General features: G+C 72.4%; 15 protein-coding genes, 1 tRNA gene and 1 riboswitch. Of the genes, 12 read left to right on the top strand and 4 right to left on the bottom strand.

Going from position 1 to position 14,602, the window contains the following annotated elements:
- Both ACFWI8_RS25925 and ACFWI8_RS25920 read right to left on the bottom strand, forming a co-directional pair.
- Positions 1 to 85 (bottom strand) — tRNA-Leu (locus tag ACFWI8_RS25925).
- 109 nt (positions 86 to 194) lie between these two features.
- The gene (locus ACFWI8_RS25920) at positions 195 to 827 is read right to left on the bottom strand and encodes an ATP-binding protein (protein ID WP_387095959.1); all 633 of its coding nucleotides are present in this window, start codon (positions 825 to 827) and stop codon (positions 195 to 197) included.
- Between the two features lie 230 nt (positions 828 to 1,057).
- Between ACFWI8_RS25920 and ACFWI8_RS25915 the strand changes: the two genes are divergently transcribed.
- On the top strand, positions 1,058 to 1,300 hold the full coding sequence (locus ACFWI8_RS25915) for a DUF397 domain-containing protein (protein ID WP_387095956.1): 243 nt from the start codon (positions 1,058 to 1,060) through the stop codon (positions 1,298 to 1,300).
- Between the two features lie 119 nt (positions 1,301 to 1,419).
- The gene (locus ACFWI8_RS25910) at positions 1,420 to 2,343 is read left to right on the top strand and encodes a helix-turn-helix domain-containing protein (protein WP_387095953.1); all 924 of its coding nucleotides are present in this window, start codon (positions 1,420 to 1,422) and stop codon (positions 2,341 to 2,343) included.
- Between the two features lie 19 nt (positions 2,344 to 2,362).
- Here ACFWI8_RS25910 and ACFWI8_RS25905 read toward each other — a convergent pair whose 3' ends face one another.
- The gene (locus ACFWI8_RS25905; protein ID WP_387095950.1) at positions 2,363 to 3,301 is read right to left on the bottom strand and encodes an alpha/beta fold hydrolase; all 939 of its coding nucleotides are present in this window, start codon (positions 3,299 to 3,301) and stop codon (positions 2,363 to 2,365) included.
- Positions 3,302 to 3,535: 234 nt separating this feature from the next.
- On the opposite strand from ACFWI8_RS25905, the gene ACFWI8_RS25900 reads away from it, so the two are divergent.
- From ACFWI8_RS25900 to ACFWI8_RS25875, 6 genes are all read left to right on the top strand, one after another.
- Positions 3,536 to 4,432 (top strand): carbohydrate kinase, encoded by an 897-nt coding sequence (locus ACFWI8_RS25900; RefSeq protein ID WP_387095948.1) that lies wholly within the window; start codon positions 3,536 to 3,538, stop codon positions 4,430 to 4,432.
- Positions 4,433 to 4,805: 373 nt separating this feature from the next.
- On the top strand, positions 4,806 to 5,921 hold the full coding sequence (locus ACFWI8_RS25895; RefSeq protein WP_387095945.1) for an ATP-binding protein: 1,116 nt from the start codon (positions 4,806 to 4,808) through the stop codon (positions 5,919 to 5,921).
- Positions 5,918 to 6,319 (top strand): roadblock/LC7 domain-containing protein, encoded by a 402-nt coding sequence (locus ACFWI8_RS25890; protein WP_387095942.1) that lies wholly within the window; start codon positions 5,918 to 5,920, stop codon positions 6,317 to 6,319. Before ACFWI8_RS25895 ends, ACFWI8_RS25890 begins: the two co-directional genes overlap by 4 nt.
- On the top strand, positions 6,316 to 6,711 hold the full coding sequence (locus ACFWI8_RS25885; protein ID WP_387095939.1) for a DUF742 domain-containing protein: 396 nt from the start codon (positions 6,316 to 6,318) through the stop codon (positions 6,709 to 6,711). Before ACFWI8_RS25890 ends, ACFWI8_RS25885 begins: the two co-directional genes overlap by 4 nt.
- Positions 6,686 to 7,282 (top strand): ATP/GTP-binding protein, encoded by a 597-nt coding sequence (locus tag ACFWI8_RS25880; RefSeq protein WP_387095936.1) that lies wholly within the window; start codon positions 6,686 to 6,688, stop codon positions 7,280 to 7,282. Before ACFWI8_RS25885 ends, ACFWI8_RS25880 begins: the two co-directional genes overlap by 26 nt.
- A gap of 2 nt (positions 7,283 to 7,284) precedes the next feature.
- On the top strand, positions 7,285 to 8,658 hold the full coding sequence (locus tag ACFWI8_RS25875; protein ID WP_387095933.1) for a cytochrome P450: 1,374 nt from the start codon (positions 7,285 to 7,287) through the stop codon (positions 8,656 to 8,658).
- Between the two features lie 147 nt (positions 8,659 to 8,805).
- Here the strand turns inward: ACFWI8_RS25875 and ACFWI8_RS25870 are convergent, their stop codons facing one another.
- The gene (locus tag ACFWI8_RS25870; RefSeq protein WP_387095930.1) at positions 8,806 to 9,021 is read right to left on the bottom strand and encodes a dodecin; all 216 of its coding nucleotides are present in this window, start codon (positions 9,019 to 9,021) and stop codon (positions 8,806 to 8,808) included.
- Positions 9,022 to 9,136: 115 nt separating this feature from the next.
- Positions 9,137 to 9,229: riboswitch (ZMP/ZTP riboswitch) on the top strand.
- Positions 9,230 to 9,250: 21 nt separating this feature from the next.
- On the opposite strand from ACFWI8_RS25870, the gene ACFWI8_RS25865 reads away from it, so the two are divergent.
- From ACFWI8_RS25865 to ACFWI8_RS25850, 4 genes are all read left to right on the top strand, one after another.
- On the top strand, positions 9,251 to 10,702 hold the full coding sequence (locus tag ACFWI8_RS25865; protein WP_387095927.1) for a glycine hydroxymethyltransferase: 1,452 nt from the start codon (positions 9,251 to 9,253) through the stop codon (positions 10,700 to 10,702).
- A gap of 2 nt (positions 10,703 to 10,704) precedes the next feature.
- Positions 10,705 to 11,427 carry an endonuclease V gene (locus ACFWI8_RS25860; RefSeq protein WP_387095924.1) on the top strand — a complete coding sequence of 241 codons (723 nt, stop codon included), beginning with the start codon at positions 10,705 to 10,707 and terminating at the stop codon, positions 11,425 to 11,427.
- Between the two features lie 131 nt (positions 11,428 to 11,558).
- The gene (locus tag ACFWI8_RS25855) at positions 11,559 to 12,344 is read left to right on the top strand and encodes a hypothetical protein (RefSeq protein ID WP_387095921.1); all 786 of its coding nucleotides are present in this window, start codon (positions 11,559 to 11,561) and stop codon (positions 12,342 to 12,344) included.
- Positions 12,341 to 14,503 carry a bifunctional serine/threonine-protein kinase/ABC transporter substrate-binding protein gene (locus ACFWI8_RS25850; RefSeq protein ID WP_387095918.1) on the top strand — a complete coding sequence of 721 codons (2,163 nt, stop codon included), beginning with the start codon at positions 12,341 to 12,343 and terminating at the stop codon, positions 14,501 to 14,503. The genes ACFWI8_RS25855 and ACFWI8_RS25850 overlap by 4 nt, the downstream gene beginning before the upstream one ends.
- The last annotated feature ends 99 nt before the right edge of the window (positions 14,504 to 14,602 follow it).

Here is a 14,602-nt window from a genome sequence, read left to right as displayed (position 1 = left end):
TGTCCGAGGGGGGACTTGAACCCCCACGCCCTTAAACGGGCACTAGCACCTCAAGCTAGCGCGTCTGCCATTCCGCCACCCGGACAGGGTGTGTGCGGGCCCCATGGGCCCGGCGACAGGTCAACCATACCAAGGTTCGGAGGGTGGTCTCACCCGGCTTCCGCCCGCCCTCGACGGGCGGCGGGGGGCCGGGGTCAGCGGCGTGCGGAGCCGGGGAGGGTGGTGGACGAGGAGCCCAGGGCGCGGAGCCAGGACGGGCCGCTCAGCAGTTCGAGGAGCAGCAGGAGGCGGGTGAGCGGCTCCCACTCCGGATCGTCCTCGGCGTCGGCGCACCGCTCGGGCGAGGTGAGCAGCGCCCACACCGCCTTGCCGTGTCGGTCCGGGGTGGTCCAGCCCCAGCTGCGCGCCAGGGACTCCAGCACGTGCAGGCCGCGCCCCGACTCCTGGAGGAAGTCCGGCTCCTTGACCCGCGGCACCTCGCGGCCCGGGTCGAAGACGGCGCACAGCACCGCGCCGTCGCAGTGCACCAGGCTCAGCAGAAACGGTTGCGCGGCGGTGGCGGGCGCCAGCGGGCAGTGGTCCGCCGCCACCGGGCGGCCGTAGCGCACGGCGTTGGTGACCAACTCCGAGACGATCACCAGGGCGTCGTCCAGGAGCTCACCGAGGCCCCAGCCGTTGAGCGCCGAACGCGTGCTGTCGCGCGCGGACTTGGGGGAGTCCGAGGAGTTCGCCAGCGGGAAGGTGGCGAATCCGGCCGTGTCGGCGCCTCGGGTCCGGGCCTGGGGCGCCGGGTAAGGCGCCGTGGCGGCGAACGGGAGAGCTGTCATGACGACCTCCGGACGATCCGACTTCACCCTGGGCAGTGGCTCCGCAGGGTCCATCCTCACTGAACCGAGCGTATCCCTGCAAGTACATCCGAAAGAACTGATGCAAGAACGGATGCAAGAACAGATGCAAGAACGCTCGGAGTTGAGGCAGTATTCGGTCAGAAGCCGTCGACCGGCGTCCCCCCGGGGTGCCCCCCACGCAGGCGTGCAAGCAGAACGTAGGAGTCCACATGCCGCAGTTCGTCAACGGAGTACCGGCCGGCCTGCTCGCGGGCGCGGCCTGGCGGAAGAGCGGACGAAGCAACCCCAACGGCAACTGCGTCGAGATGGCCGGGCTGCCCGGCGGCGACGTCGCCGTGCGCAACTCCCGTGACCCGCAGGGCCCGGCGCTGATATACACCCACGCCGAGATGACCGCGTTCCTCCAGGGCGCCAAGGACGGGGACTTCGACGACCTCGTCCGCGCCGACTGACCAGGCGTCCGGCTCGGCCGATCCCCGTTGAATCGCCCCGAGTTGCGAGGGGGCGACTGTACGCAGCGATCGAACAGTGCAACACTTGGGCGCGAATTCAACACTCAGGGGACACAGACATGCCGACAGCTCAGCCAAGCCCCACCTCGCCGGTGAGGGACATACTCGCTCACCCGCGCGGCGGGCCCACCGTGCTGCGTATCGTGCTCGGCACCCACCTGCGCCGACTCCGCGAGAGCTGCGGCATCACGCGTGAGGCGGCGGGCGAGGCCATCCGTGGCTCGCACGCCAAGATCAGCCGCCTCGAGCTGGGGCGGGTCGGCTCCAAGGAGCGGGACATCGCCGACCTGCTCACCCTCTACGGCGTGCTCGACGAGGAGCGCCGCGGGCAGTTCCTCGCGCTCGCCCGGCAGGCCAGCACCCCCGGCTGGTGGCAGAAGTACAACGACGTGGTGCCCAGTTGGTTCGAGACGCTGATCGGTCTCGAGGAGGCGGCCTCCGTCATCCGCACCTACGAGGTGCAGTTCGTCCCGGGCCTGCTGCAGACCGCCGAGTACGCGCGGGCCTGCATCCGCCTGGGCAACCCGCGTGCCTCGGAGCGGATGGTCGAGCGTCGGGTCGAGCTGCGCATGGAGCGGCAGAAGCTGCTCTACAAGCCGCACGCTCCCCGGCTGTGGGCCGTGATCGACGAGGCCGCGCTGCGCCGGCCGCTCGGCGGCGTCGAGGCGATGCGCGGCCAGATCAGGCACCTGCGCGAGATGGCCGAACTGCCCAACGTCACGCTGCAGATCGCGCCGTTCAGGATCGGCGGCCTGTCGGCGGCCGGCGGTCCGATCACCGTGCTGCGCTTCCAGGAGCCCGACCTGCCGGACATCGTGTATCTGGAGCAGCTCAACAGCGCGCTCTACCTCGACAAGCGCGAGGATGTCGAGGACTACCTCGCCGTGATGGACAGCCTCTGCGCCACGGCGGAACCGCACGGCAAGACGGGCGACTTCCTCGACGGGCTGCGTTTCCTCGACGGGCTGAAGAGCACCCTCTGAACCCCGTCGCCTGGCCGGCTCAGGGCCTGCCGTGTCGGGTGTCGAGAGTGGCGTCGAGCCAGCCGAGCAGGTCCGCGCCGACCTCCGCGCGGTTGGTCTCGTTGAGGATCTCGTGCCGTGCCCCCGGATAGGCGCGCCAGCTCAGCTCCCTCGTCCCGGCGTAGCGGAAGTCCTCGAGCAGTTCGTAGACGAGTGAGAGACCGGCGTGGCAGGGGTCGAGCTCGCCGACCACCACGTGCACGGGCAGCTCGCGCGGCACCCGGGCCTGGTTGCGGGGGTCGTTGATCTTGCGCACCCCGAGCACCCAGTCCAGGGCGAGGCCGGCGCTGAACGGGAAGCCGCAGCGCTCGTCCGCGACATACGCGTCGACCTCGGCCGGATCGCGGGACAGCCACTCGAAGCCCGTGCGGTGCGGGTAGGGGTCGTTGAACCTGGCGAACAGGTCGGACACGAAGGACGAGGGCGCGCCCCGGCCGCCACGCTCGATCTCGGCTCGCAGACCGGCGGCGGCGCTCTCGGTCTCACAGCCGGGCAGCGACCTGAACGTGCCGCAGAGCACGAGGCCGGCGAGGCCCGCGCCGTGTTCCTGGGCGTAGTCGCGGGTGAGTTGGGATCCCATGCTGTGCCCGAACAGCACCAGCGGTATGCCCGGCACCCGGTCGCGCGCGGCCTCGCTCACCGCGTGCAGGTCCGCGACGACCGCCCGCCAGCCCGAGGCGCCGGCCACCCCGAGTCCGCCGGTGTGCCGGGCCGTTCCGCCGTGGCCGCGGTTGTCCGAGGCGACGACCGCGTAGCCGTGCTCGGTCAGCAGCCGCGCGAACCGGTCGTAGCGGCCGGCGTGTTCGGCGGCGCCGTGCACCAACTGCACCCAGGCGCGGGGGCGCCGGCCGTCCTCGGGCAGCCAGGTGCGGGTGGCGATCCGCACGCCGTCGGCCGCGGTGGTGGCACCGATCTCCATGGCTGGCTCCTGGGTCCGGAGGGGATCCGCGGTGGCCAGTATGGGACGTCACGGGGCCCGCGCGCAGCCGGCGCGGCGGGGGAGACCTCGGGAGGCGATGCCCGGATGGGGTGGTCATGTGCCCGTTCGGTGACCTTCCGAGCTGGGAGGATCGACAATCCGATCTTGCCGTACGACGGTTGTCCGTCCAGGATGTGGCGGTCGGCGCGTGTCCCCTACGGAGAGGTGAGGTCAGTGACAGCTCGAGTGACCGTGGTGGGGGAGGCCCTGGTCGATCTCCTGTGGAAGACCGGCGCCCGGGACGTGCACGCGGCGCCGGGCGGCAGCCCGGCCAACGTGGCGGTCGGCCTGCGCCGGCTCGGGCGGCCCACCACCCTGTTGACGTCCTGGGGCGAGGACCCGCCGGGTGAGCTGGTGCGCGCGCACCTGGCGGAGACGGGCCTGACGGTGCGCCGGGTGCCGGCCGACACCGACCGCACCATTGTGGCGCTCGCCTACCTCGGCGTGGACGGCGCGGCCCGCTACGACTTCCTCGCCTCCTGGGACCCGCGCGAACTGCCGGTCCCCGAGGACACCGCGGTGCTGCACACGGGATCGCTGGCCGTGGTGATCGAGCCGGGCGCCTCCCGGGTGCTCGAACTCTGCCGGCAACGGCGGGCGGCCGGGACGACGGTGGCGGCCGACCTCAACGTGCGGCCGGCGGTGCAGCCGGACCGGGGCGCCTACCTGGAGGCGGCGCGTCGGCTGGCGGCCTCGGTCGACGTGCTCAAGGCCAGCGACGAGGACCTGGCCTGGCTCTTCCCCGGCACCGAGCCGGCTGACGCCGCCCGCACGCTGCTCGCGGCGGGCCCGCGCCTGGTGGTGGTCACGCTGGGTGCGCGCGGCGCGTTGGCGGTCACGTCGGGGCACGAGGTCGGGGTGGCCGCGCCGGCCGTCACGGTGGTGGACACGATCGGCGCCGGCGACACGTTCCAGGCGGCGCTGCTCGACTCGATCGCCGAACGCGGTGCCCCACCCGTCGCGCCCGACGAACTCTCGACCGTGTTGCGGCGTTGCGCCACGGCCGCCGCGATCACCTGCACCAGGATCGGGGCCGACCCGCCCACGCGGGAAGAACTGGGGGCGTTGTGAGTCCCCTGTGGGGGAGATGAGATGGGGTTAACAATTAGGAAACGTTAGCGAGGTTGAGACCCCCGTCGGGGCCTGAGGGGAAGTCATGGGGACCGAACCCGACAGTCGCTCAGATGATACGATCGCGGCGCTTGCCAAGCGAGCTGAGGGCGCGTAAGACATACGGCCGTCGGAAAATCAGCCAAGTCATAAGAGGGTCACCCGATGAGCATTATGCCGATGTGTGGGCATAGCGCGCCGACCCGCGGGCTGAGAGGGCCTCGTCACCGTGCCAGGTCGGTTGGCGGGGTGAATCCGCGTCGGGGGATATCGGGTTCAACATCAGGGCACCCTCTTGTCTTAGTACCTGGCGGTCTAGCTAAAAGAGAATCTCATGACGCAATACATGCAGGATCCGGCGCTCTGGGGTCTGATTGCTGGCACTCCCCTTGCTGCAGCCGTAATCTATCGAGGCCGTAAGTCGGCCGCCAAACTCCGCGCGGAAAAGGAAGAACTGGCGGCCCGGCACGCGGAACTCGAAAACACTCTCGCGGAGGCTGTCGAAGAGGCGAGGGTTCGCGCCGAGGACTCGACGAAAACCGCGCTCAAGTCCGCCATGCGGACGCTCCAGGGTCTCGCCAACGAACAGCAGTTGGCGCTTTCCAGGGCGCAGGAGAAATACGGTGACCAGCAGATCCTCCAGGACCTGCTCGACATCGACCACATGAACTCGCAGTTCGGCCGTCGGGCACAGTCCGTGGCCGTGCTCTGCGACGGCTGGCTCGGTCGGCAGCGCGCCGTCGCGTCGCTCTACGACGTGGCGCGCAGCGCCAAGGGCCGGGTCCGCCACTACACCCGCGTGGAGATCCGCTCGCAGACCAGCTTCGCCGTCGTCAGCCGCGCGGTCGAGCCCGTCGCGCTGGTCCTCGCCGAACTCCTGGACAACGCCACCAGCTACTCGGCGCCCGAGACCACGATCGACATCAACATCCGCACCGTGCCCAAGGGCGTGTGCGTCATCATCGACGACGCCGGTGTGGGCATGAACGAGGAGGAGAAGAGCCGGGCCGCCCGGCTGCTGTCGGGCGAGCACCCGGTCGGCGTGACCGAGCTCGGAAACCCGCCTCAGTTCGGCTTCGCGGTCATCGGCGTGCTCGCCGCCCGCTACGGATTCACCGTCTCAGTCGACTCGGCGTCCCCGTACGGCGGCGTACGGGCGGTGGTCCTTCTGCCTCAGGAGCTGCTGACCAGCATGCCCGAACCCACCCCTGCCGTGCCCGAGACGGCGGCCAGCGAGCAGCCGCGCCCCGCGCAGGCGACCACCTCCGGTGGCCTGCCCAAGCGTCGCCGGCGCGGGCAGATGGCCATCGTGCCGCAGTCCCGAGGCGAGTCCGAGACCGCTCCCGCCCGCTCGAGCGAGGAGACCGCGTCCATCATGGGCGCCTTCCAGCGTGGCACCCAGTCCGGTCGCAAGGCCGATCCGAGCAGGGAAGGATTTGAGGTTCAGTGAACACCGAACTGTCGTGGATGCTGGAGAGCGCCCTGGAGGTGCCGGGGGCACGCCACGCCATCCTCGTCTCGGCCGACGGTCTGCTGATGGCCCGCTCCAGCGAGGTGAACAAGGACGAGGCCGACACCATCGCCGCGGCCATGAGCGGCATGCAGTCCCTCAGCCGCACGGTGGCCGGCTTCAGCGGCGACGCCCGGATGCAGTGGCGCCAGACCGTGGTCGAGTTCGACGGAGGCTGGGTCTTCCTCATCTCCGCCGGCGAGGGCGCCTACCTCGCCGTCTCGGCCTCGCCCCAGGTGGACATGGCGGACATCACGTTCCGTATGCAGCAGCTCGTCGGGCAGCTCGGCAAGGTGCTGACCACCCCGCCCCGTGAGAACACCGGTATTCAGGCATGACCACACCCCAGGATCCGGAACACGAAGAGGCCGTCGAAGTCGAGACCTCGGAATTAGTGCGACCGTACGTCATCATCAACGGCCGCGGCTTCGACGACGGCAATCGATTCGACCTGGTCACTCTCGTCACGGCGGCGTCCGACAGCGAGCACCACAGGGTGCAGCTCGACCCGGAGATGCGCGACGTCGTCGAGTTGTGCGACGGCGGATATCTCTCGGTCGCCGAGATCGCGGGGCACCTCGGGCTGCCCATCGGCATCGTCAAGGTGCTGTTGGTCGACCTGGCGGATCGCGGCTTCGTCATCACCCGGGCTCCCATTCCGCCGGCCCAACTCGCCGACATTCAGGTTCTTCAGGAGGTTCTGGATGGACTCCAGGCACGGTTCGGCTGAGGGCGTCCACCTGGCCGAGAAGGTGCAGATCGCGGCGAAGATCCTGGTGGTCGGTCACTTCGCCGTCGGCAAGACGACCTTTATCGGCACGCTCTCCGAGATTCCGCCGCTGCGCACCGAGGAGACGATGACGCAGGCCGGCGCGGAGATAGACGATCTGAAGGGTGTGCGGGGCAAGACCACGACCACCGTCGCGATGGACTTCGGGCGGCTGACCCTCAGCGACCGACTTGTCCTCTATCTGTTCGGAACGCCGGGACAGCAGCGCTTCGTTCAGGTCTGGGAAGACATGACCCGCGGTGCCCTCGGCGCCCTGATCCTGGTGGATCCGGAGCGTCTCAGGGACTCCTTCGCCGTCATGGACCTGGTCGAGAAGTACGGCATCTCGTACGCCATCGCGGTCAACCACTTCGACGGCTCCCCGTCACACACCGAGGCGGAGCTCAGGGAGGCGCTCGACCTGCTCCCCGATACCCCGGTTGTCACCTGCGACGCCCGCGACGAGAAGTCGTCGGCCCAGGCACTCGTGGCTCTCGTCCGCTACCTGCAGAGCCACACCCGACAGGAGTAAGAATGGATTCCCCCTCTGGTTTCACGAACCCGCCCCCCGGCTGCCCGGCACATCAGGGCATGAACGGCAGCGGGCCGGCGCCCGTGGAGCGGGTGCCCCTGCACGGGCCCGAGTTCGCGGCCGATCCGCAGCGGTTCTACGAGTTCCTGCGCCAGTACGGACCGGCCGCGCCCGTGGAGATGGCGCCCGGCGTGCCGGTGACCCTGGTCACCGACTACGCGGCCGCCCTTCAGGTGCTCCAGTCGCCCGATCTGTTCTCCAAGGACTCCCGACGGTGGCGTGACCTCAACGAGGGCCGCATACCGCACGACAGTCCGGCGATCCCGATGATGGCCCACCGGCCCAACGCCCTCTTCTCCGACGGCGCCGAACACCTGCGGCTGCGTCAGGCGATCAGCGACAGCATGGCCAAGGTGGACACGCACCGGCTGAGCCGCCAGGTGGAGCGGATCTCCACCTATCTGATCGAGCGGTTCAGCACCCGGGGCACGGTCGACCTGATCGACGAGTACGCGCAGTTGGTGGCGCTCCTGGTGATCAATGACATCTTCGGCTGCCCGCCCCACCTCGGCGACCGGCTCGCGGAGGGCTGGGCGAAGGTGTGGTCCGGTGAGGACGCCGAGGCCGGGAGCAAGCAGGTCGGTGACAGCCTCGTCGAACTGGTCGCGCACAAGCGTGCCCAGCCCGGCGACGACGTCGCCTCCTGGATGACCCGGCACGCCGCGGGACTGTCCGACGAGGAGATGGTGCAGCAGCTCTTCGTCATGATGGGAGCGGGCGCCGATCCCGTCCGCAACCTGATCGGAAGCGGACTCCTCGTGGTCCTCTCCGACGAGCGCTTCTTCGGCGGCCAGTACGGCGGCGCGCTGCTGGTCGAGGACGCCGTGGACGAGGTCCTGTGGAACAGCCCGCCGATCCCCAACTACGCCGTGCACTACCCGACGCAGGACGTCGAGCTGTTCGGCATGAAGCTCGCGGCGGGCGACCCGGTCGCGGTGAGCTTCGCGGCCGCGAACACCGATCCCTCGCTGTCGGCCTCCCGGCAGATGCTCAGCAAGCGCGCCCACCTCGCGTGGTCCGCCGGGCCGCACGCCTGCCCGGCCAAGGACCCCGCCACCCTGATGGCCGTCGGGGCGATCGAGCGGTTGCTCAACCTGCTGCCCGACATCGAGCTCGCGGTGCCGGTCGAGAACCTGACCTGGCGGCCCAGCCCGTTCCAGCGTGGACTCGTCGAACTCCCCGCCAGCTTCACGCCGGTTCGTCTCCGCACCAGGACGCCCGACCCCAGCCAGCCCAAGGCCGCGCCCCAGCCGGCGGCGGAGCCGGCCCGTGCCAAGGGCGGCTGGTGGAGTTCCTTCCTGGCCCGGTGGCGCTGACCCGTAGCCCGTCCGCACCGTCCTGAGGGACGGACGAGTGTGCGACAAGTCGAGCCGAGCGCTCGGAAACACGGCCTCCGGTCGACCTCGGTCGGCCGGAGGCCGTGGCATTCCACCGGGTCCCGCCGGGCGCCGGCACACCCGCCCTCAGGTCGTGTCCTCCAGCCGGAAGCCCACCTTCAGCCCCACCTGGTAGTGGCCGATCGCGCCGTTCTCCACGTGGCCGCGGATCTGTGTCACCTCGAACCAGTCGATGTTGCGCAGCGTCTTGGCGGCCCGGGCGATCCCGTTCCGCACCGCCGCGTCCACGCTCTCCGGCGAGGAACCGACGATCTCGGTCACCCGGTAGATGTGCTCGCTCATGCCGGCCTCCAGGGCATCACGCGGGTGGCGACGCGGGGCCCCGCGTCCCACTGACTCCACCCTGCCCCACCGGGCGGACACCCGCGACACGGCCGGGACCAGCGGTGCTACCCTCGCACCGGGCCGTGACTGGCGCGTCGGGATGGGGTCAACCATCGGGAAGCGGCCCTAGCTGTGCGATGTGGAGCCGTGCGCCTGGGCCGTCGCGACCCATGTCAAGGAGGCCCCCATGACCAACGAGCCAGCAGCCGACTCCACCGTCTCCACCGCCTTCCGCAGCGGCCTCGACGTCGTCCGTTCCGTCGAGCCCAGGATCGCCGACGCCATCGGCGCCGAGATCGAGGACCAGCGCGCGTCCCTCAAGCTGATCGCCAGTGAGAACTACGCCTCGCCCGCCGTGCTCCTCGCCATGGGGAACTGGCTGAGCGACAAGTACGCCGAGGGCACCGTCGGCCGCCGCTTCTACGCCGGCTGCCGCAATGTCGACACCGTGGAGTCCCTCGCGGCCGAGCACGCCCGTGAGCTCTTCGGCGCCCGCCACGCCTACGTCCAGCCGCACTCGGGCATCGACGCCAACCTCGTCGCCTTCTGGGCCGTCCTCGCCCAGCGCGTCGAGAGCCCGGCCCTGGAGCGGGCCGGCGCCCGTCAGGTCAACGACCTCACCGAGGAGGACTGGGCCACGCTCCGCCGCGACCTCGGCAGCCAGCGGATGCTCGGCATGTCCCTGGACGCCGGCGGCCACCTCACCCACGGCTTCCGCCCCAACATCTCCGGCAAGATGTTCGAGCAGCGCAGCTACGGCACCGACCCCGAGACCGGCCTGGTCGACTACGACGCCGTCCGCGCCGCCGCCCGCGAGTTCCGGCCGCTGATCCTCATCGCCGGCTACTCCGCCTACCCGCGGCTGATCAACTTCCGGATCATGCGCGAGATCGCCGACGAGGTCGGCGCGACGCTGATGGTCGACATGGCCCACTTCGCCGGCCTCGTCGCGGGCAAGGTCCTCACCGGCGACTTCGACCCCGTGCCGAACGCCCAGATCGTCACCACCACCACCCACAAGTCGCTGCGCGGCCCCCGCGGCGGCATGGTGCTGTGCGACGACTCGCTCGCCGAGCAGGTCGACCGCGGCTGCCCGATGGTGCTCGGCGGCCCGCTGCCACACGTCATGGCCGCCAAGGCCGTGGCCCTCGCCGAGGCCAGGCAGCCCGCCTTCCGCGACTACGCCCAGCGCATCGTGGACAACTCGCGTGCCCTCGCCGAGGGCCTGATGCGCCGCGGCGCCCGGCTGGTCACCGGCGGCACCGACAACCACCTCGCCCTGATCGACGTCTCCTCCTACGGCCTCACCGGCCGGCAGGCCGAGGCCGCGCTGCTCGACGCCGGCATCGTCACCAACCGCAACGCGGTGCCCCGTGACCCCAACGGCGCCTGGTACACCTCCGGCATCCGGATCGGCACCCCGGCCCTCACCACCCGCGGCCTCGACACCGCGGGCATGGACGAGGTCGCCGAGCTCATCGACACCGTGCTCTCCCGCACCACCCCCGGCACCACCAAGAGCGGCGGGGCGTCCAAGGCCGCCTACCGCCTGGAGGACGGCGTCGCCGAGCAGGTCGCCAAGCGCGCCGCCGACCTGCTCGCCAAGCACCCGCTCTACCCCGGGATCGACCTGAGCTGAGCGTGAGCGCCCTCCGCCTCGTCCACCCGCACACCACGCCGGCCACCGAGGCCGAGGCCAGGGCCGTCCAGGAGCGACTCCGACCACGGGTCGTCCTGGACGGCTCAGGCCCCGCGCCAGGGGCCCCCGGGACCGTCGTGGTCGGCGTCGACGTCGCCTACGACGACGCGCGGGACACCGTCGCGGCCGCCGCCGTGGCGCTCGACGCGGCCACCCTGGCCGAGCTCGGGCACGCCACGGCGGTGGGCCGGGTCGCCTTCCCCTACGTCCCCGGGCTGCTCGCCTTCCGCGAACTGCCCGCCGTGCTCGCCGCGCTCGGCAGGCTGCGCCACGTCCCCGACCTGGTGGTCTGCGACGGCTACGGCCTCGCCCACCCCCGCCGCCTCGGGCTCGCCAGCCACCTGGGAGTGCTCACCGGGCTGCCGACCATCGGCGTCGCCAAGAACCCCTTCACCTTCCGCCACCCCCCACCGGGACCACGACGCGGCGACGCCGCGCCGCTGCTCGACGGCGACGAGGAGGTCGGTCGCGCGCTGCGCACCAGGGACGGTGTCAAACCGGTCTACGTCTCGCCTGGACACCGCACCAACATCGCCGACGCCTGCGCCCACACCCTGCACCTGACCCGTGGCTACCGGCTCCCCGAGACCACCAGGCGGGCCGACCGGCTCTGCCGCGACGCCCTGCGGGCGGCCGGCGAGCGGGACGGCGGGGGCCGGCCTTAGCCGGACCCGGCTCCTCACTCCTTCGAGTGCCGGCCCCGGGCCGCGGCGTCCCGAACAGACGGGTGGCCACTGCCGGTTGTCGTACGAGGACGCTAGGGTGATCCCCCACTCAGCGGACTCGGGAGGTCACGGTGCGGTACCTCAGGCCGGTGCGCGCCGCGCTGGCGGCGGCCACGGCGGTGCTGCTGTTCGGCTGCACCGCCGCGGACGCGGGCGACAGCCCCACGGACGACGGCGAGGGGGCGACCGCGGGCTCGTCGCCCGCCGCCGAGGCGTCCGGCGAGCCCTCGCCCAGGGTCGCGGAACCGCCGGCCGACCCCGCGGCCGCCCTCGCCCTCGCCATGGCGGTCGCCGCCACCCCGACCGACCTCGGCGACGGCTTCGTGCCGCAGGACCCGTACGAGTCGGATCCGGCCACCTGGGCCGTCCTCGACGAGGGGTGCGTCTGGCGCCGCGCGGCCCTGCCCGATGAGGTGCTGGCCAGCCTCTCCCGGTACAGCGAGCACCCGGCGCCTGGCGGCGAGGGCGAGCCGTTACGCGTGATGTCCTCGGTCACCGTGCACCGCAGCACCACGGTGGCGGACCAGCGGATGGCGGCCACCCTCGAGGAGGGTATGCGCTGCCCGGAACAGACGCTCAGGCCCGGCGAGTCGGTCACCGGGCTGCGCTCCGAAGGCGCCCCCTACGGGGTGCGCGGCCAGCTCGCGGCGGACGACATGATCCACGAGGGCGGCCAGTACCACGGCCCGGGGCCCGGCGGCCCCCACCCCTACCTGTGGGGCGTGGCCAGGCTCGGGCCCGTCACCGTGGCGCTCGCCGTCAAGGGCACGGTCGGCTACGACGAGGAGGACGTGGGGACCCTGCTCAACGACGCGATCGAGCTGATGCTGTCCCGGGCGGAGAGCGAGCTGCGGTGAGGGACCTCGAACTCTCCGACCCCCGGCGGATCGGCGGCTACCGGCTGCTGCGGCGGCTGGCCGAGGGGCGCACGGGCGTCGTCTACCTGGCCAGGTCGCTCGGCGGGGCGCCGGGCGCCCTCAAGGTGATCCGCAGGGAGCACGCCAGGGACCCGGAGTTCCGGGCCAGGTTCGAGCGGGACGTGGCCGCCGCGCGGCACGTGTCGGCCCGCTGCCTGGTCGGCGTGCTGGCCGCCGACACCGCGGGCGGCACCATGTGGGCCGCCTACCCCTACGTGCCAGGGCCCACGCTGCCCGAGGTCGTCGCGGCGCACGGTCCGCTGCCGCGCGAGCCGGTGCGGATCGTCGGCGCCCTGCTCGCCGAGGCCCTCGACGCCGTCCACCAGGCCGGCCTGGCCCACCAGGACGTGCGCCCGGGCCATGTGCACCTGCTGCCCGACGGTCCCCGGCTCACCGGCTTCGGCGGCACCGGCACGGTCGGCGGCGCCCCCGGGTACCAGTCGCCCGAGCAGGCCCGTGGCGGCCCCGACGGGCCGGGCCCCGCCACGGACGTCTTCTCGCTCGGCTGCGTGCTGGTCCACGCCGCCACGGGGCGACACCCCTTCGGCACGGGCACCGGTCGCGAGCTGCTGCACCGGGTGGTGCACGAACCCGCCGACCTGGCCGACGTGCCGCGCAGCCTGCTCGAGGTGATCGAGGCCTGCCTGGCCAAGGACCCGGTGCTGCGGCCCACGGCCGCCGACCTGTACGCCGAGCTGGCGCGGCCGGGCGAGGTGGTCGGCCTCGGGCGCACCGGGGCGTGGCTGCCGGCGCCGGTCGCGGCCGACGTCAACCACCGCTTCCACGCCCGGCTGCCGAGCCCGGGACCCGAGCAGACCGAGTGGCTCGACCCCGAGCCGCCGCCACCCGTCAGGCCGCCCAGGGCCACGGCGCCGCCCCCGCCGCCAGAGCCCGAACCGTCGTCCCGCCGCCGGCTGCTGACCGCCGTCGGCAGCGGGGGCCTGCTGCTGTTCGGCGGCGCGCTGGCCGCCAGGCTGCTGGTGTCGCGCTCCGGCGGCGCCGCGTCGGCCGAGGGCCGGCGGCACCACACGATCGGCCTGCACGCCGACCTCAGTGGCCCGCACGCCAAGTACGGCAAGGGGCAGCGGAGGGGCGTCACCATGGCCGTCGAGGAGCTGAACCAGCTGGGCGACCTCAGCTTCACGGTGAGCCTGCGGGCCCTGGACGACGGCGGCGACCCGGAGCGCGCCGCCGAGGTGGCGCGGGCGCTGATCGACGATCCGGCGGTGCTCGCCGTCGTCGGGCCGACCGGTGACGCCGTCGCGCGGGCGGCCGCCGAGGCGTACGGCGCGGCCGGCGTGCCGCTGCTCGCGCTGTCGGCCGGCAGCTTCGGGGCGCGCGCCGAGGACGACACGCTGCTGCTCGGCCGGCCCGACACGGCCACGGCCGCGCGGGCGGTCCCGCTGGTGCTCGACGCGGTGCTCGGCGCCCGCCGGGTCGGCCTGATCGACGACCGCACGGCCGACGAGTACAGCTGGCTGGTCACCCGGGCGGTCGGCGACGCCGTGGACCGGCGCGCGGTCGAGCTCACGCCCCGGGTGCTGCCCGCCGGCACCCGTGACTTCTCCGAGGTAGCCGAGGGTTTCACGGCGGCCGGCCTGGACGCCGTCGTGTACGGCGGTTTCGCGGACGGCGCCGGGCGGCTGGCCAGGGCACTGGCCGAGGCGGGGTACGAGGGCGCGGTGGTGGCCACCCAGGAGGCGCTCGGCCCCGCCTTCTTCGAGATCGCCGGCGAGGACGCGGCCGGCTGGTACTTCGTCACCACCTACACCGATCCCACGGGCGATCCCGAGGCCAGCGGCTTCGCCACCGTGCACCGCGAGCGGTTCGGCGGCACGGTCGAGCCCTACGCCGTGGAGGGCTACGACGCGGCCCGGATGGTGGTGGACGCCATGCGGGCGCTCTCCCACGAGGCGGCGGGGCCGACCCGGGCCTCGCTGCTCGCCCGGCTGCGCGGCGCCGAGTACCACGGCCTCGGGCGGCCGTTGGCCTTCGACGCGGCCGGCGGCTACGCCGGCGACGGGCCGCTGGGCTACCTCTACCGGGCGACCGGGGACGGTGTCCGGTTCCGCGGGCCCGTCGAGCCGCCGGGGGAGTGAGCGCCCGGGGGCGGGGGGGCCCGCCGGCCGCCGCCCCCCCCCCGGGGGCCACCGGCGGCGGCCCGGAAGCGCCCCCCCCCCAGGGGGCCACCCCGAACC

Origin of the sequence: Streptomyces sp. NPDC127098, from assembly GCF_042722465.1 — a bacterium.
GTDB lineage: Bacteria > Actinomycetota > Actinomycetes > Streptomycetales > Streptomycetaceae > Streptomyces > Streptomyces millisiae.
Note: the sequence above shows the minus strand (reverse complement) of the source record. Positions and strands in the feature narration are given on the sequence as shown.

Coding starts and splice junctions, on each gene's coding strand:
- ACFWI8_RS25920 (WP_387095959.1), bottom strand. CDS start 827: ATGACAGCTCTCCCGTTCGCCGCCACGGCGCCTTACCCGGCGCCCCAG.
- ACFWI8_RS25915 (WP_387095956.1), top strand. CDS start 1,058: ATGCCGCAGTTCGTCAACGGAGTACCGGCCGGCCTGCTCGCGGGCGCG.
- ACFWI8_RS25910 (WP_387095953.1), top strand. CDS start 1,420: ATGCCGACAGCTCAGCCAAGCCCCACCTCGCCGGTGAGGGACATACTC.
- ACFWI8_RS25905 (WP_387095950.1), bottom strand. CDS start 3,301: ATGGAGATCGGTGCCACCACCGCGGCCGACGGCGTGCGGATCGCCACC.
- ACFWI8_RS25895 (WP_387095945.1), top strand. CDS start 4,806: ATGACGCAATACATGCAGGATCCGGCGCTCTGGGGTCTGATTGCTGGC.
- ACFWI8_RS25885 (WP_387095939.1), top strand. CDS start 6,316: ATGACCACACCCCAGGATCCGGAACACGAAGAGGCCGTCGAAGTCGAG.
- ACFWI8_RS25880 (WP_387095936.1), top strand. CDS start 6,686: ATGGACTCCAGGCACGGTTCGGCTGAGGGCGTCCACCTGGCCGAGAAG.
- ACFWI8_RS25875 (WP_387095933.1), top strand. CDS start 7,285: ATGGATTCCCCCTCTGGTTTCACGAACCCGCCCCCCGGCTGCCCGGCA.
- ACFWI8_RS25870 (WP_387095930.1), bottom strand. CDS start 9,021: ATGAGCGAGCACATCTACCGGGTGACCGAGATCGTCGGTTCCTCGCCG.
- ACFWI8_RS25865 (WP_387095927.1), top strand. CDS start 9,251: ATGACCAACGAGCCAGCAGCCGACTCCACCGTCTCCACCGCCTTCCGC.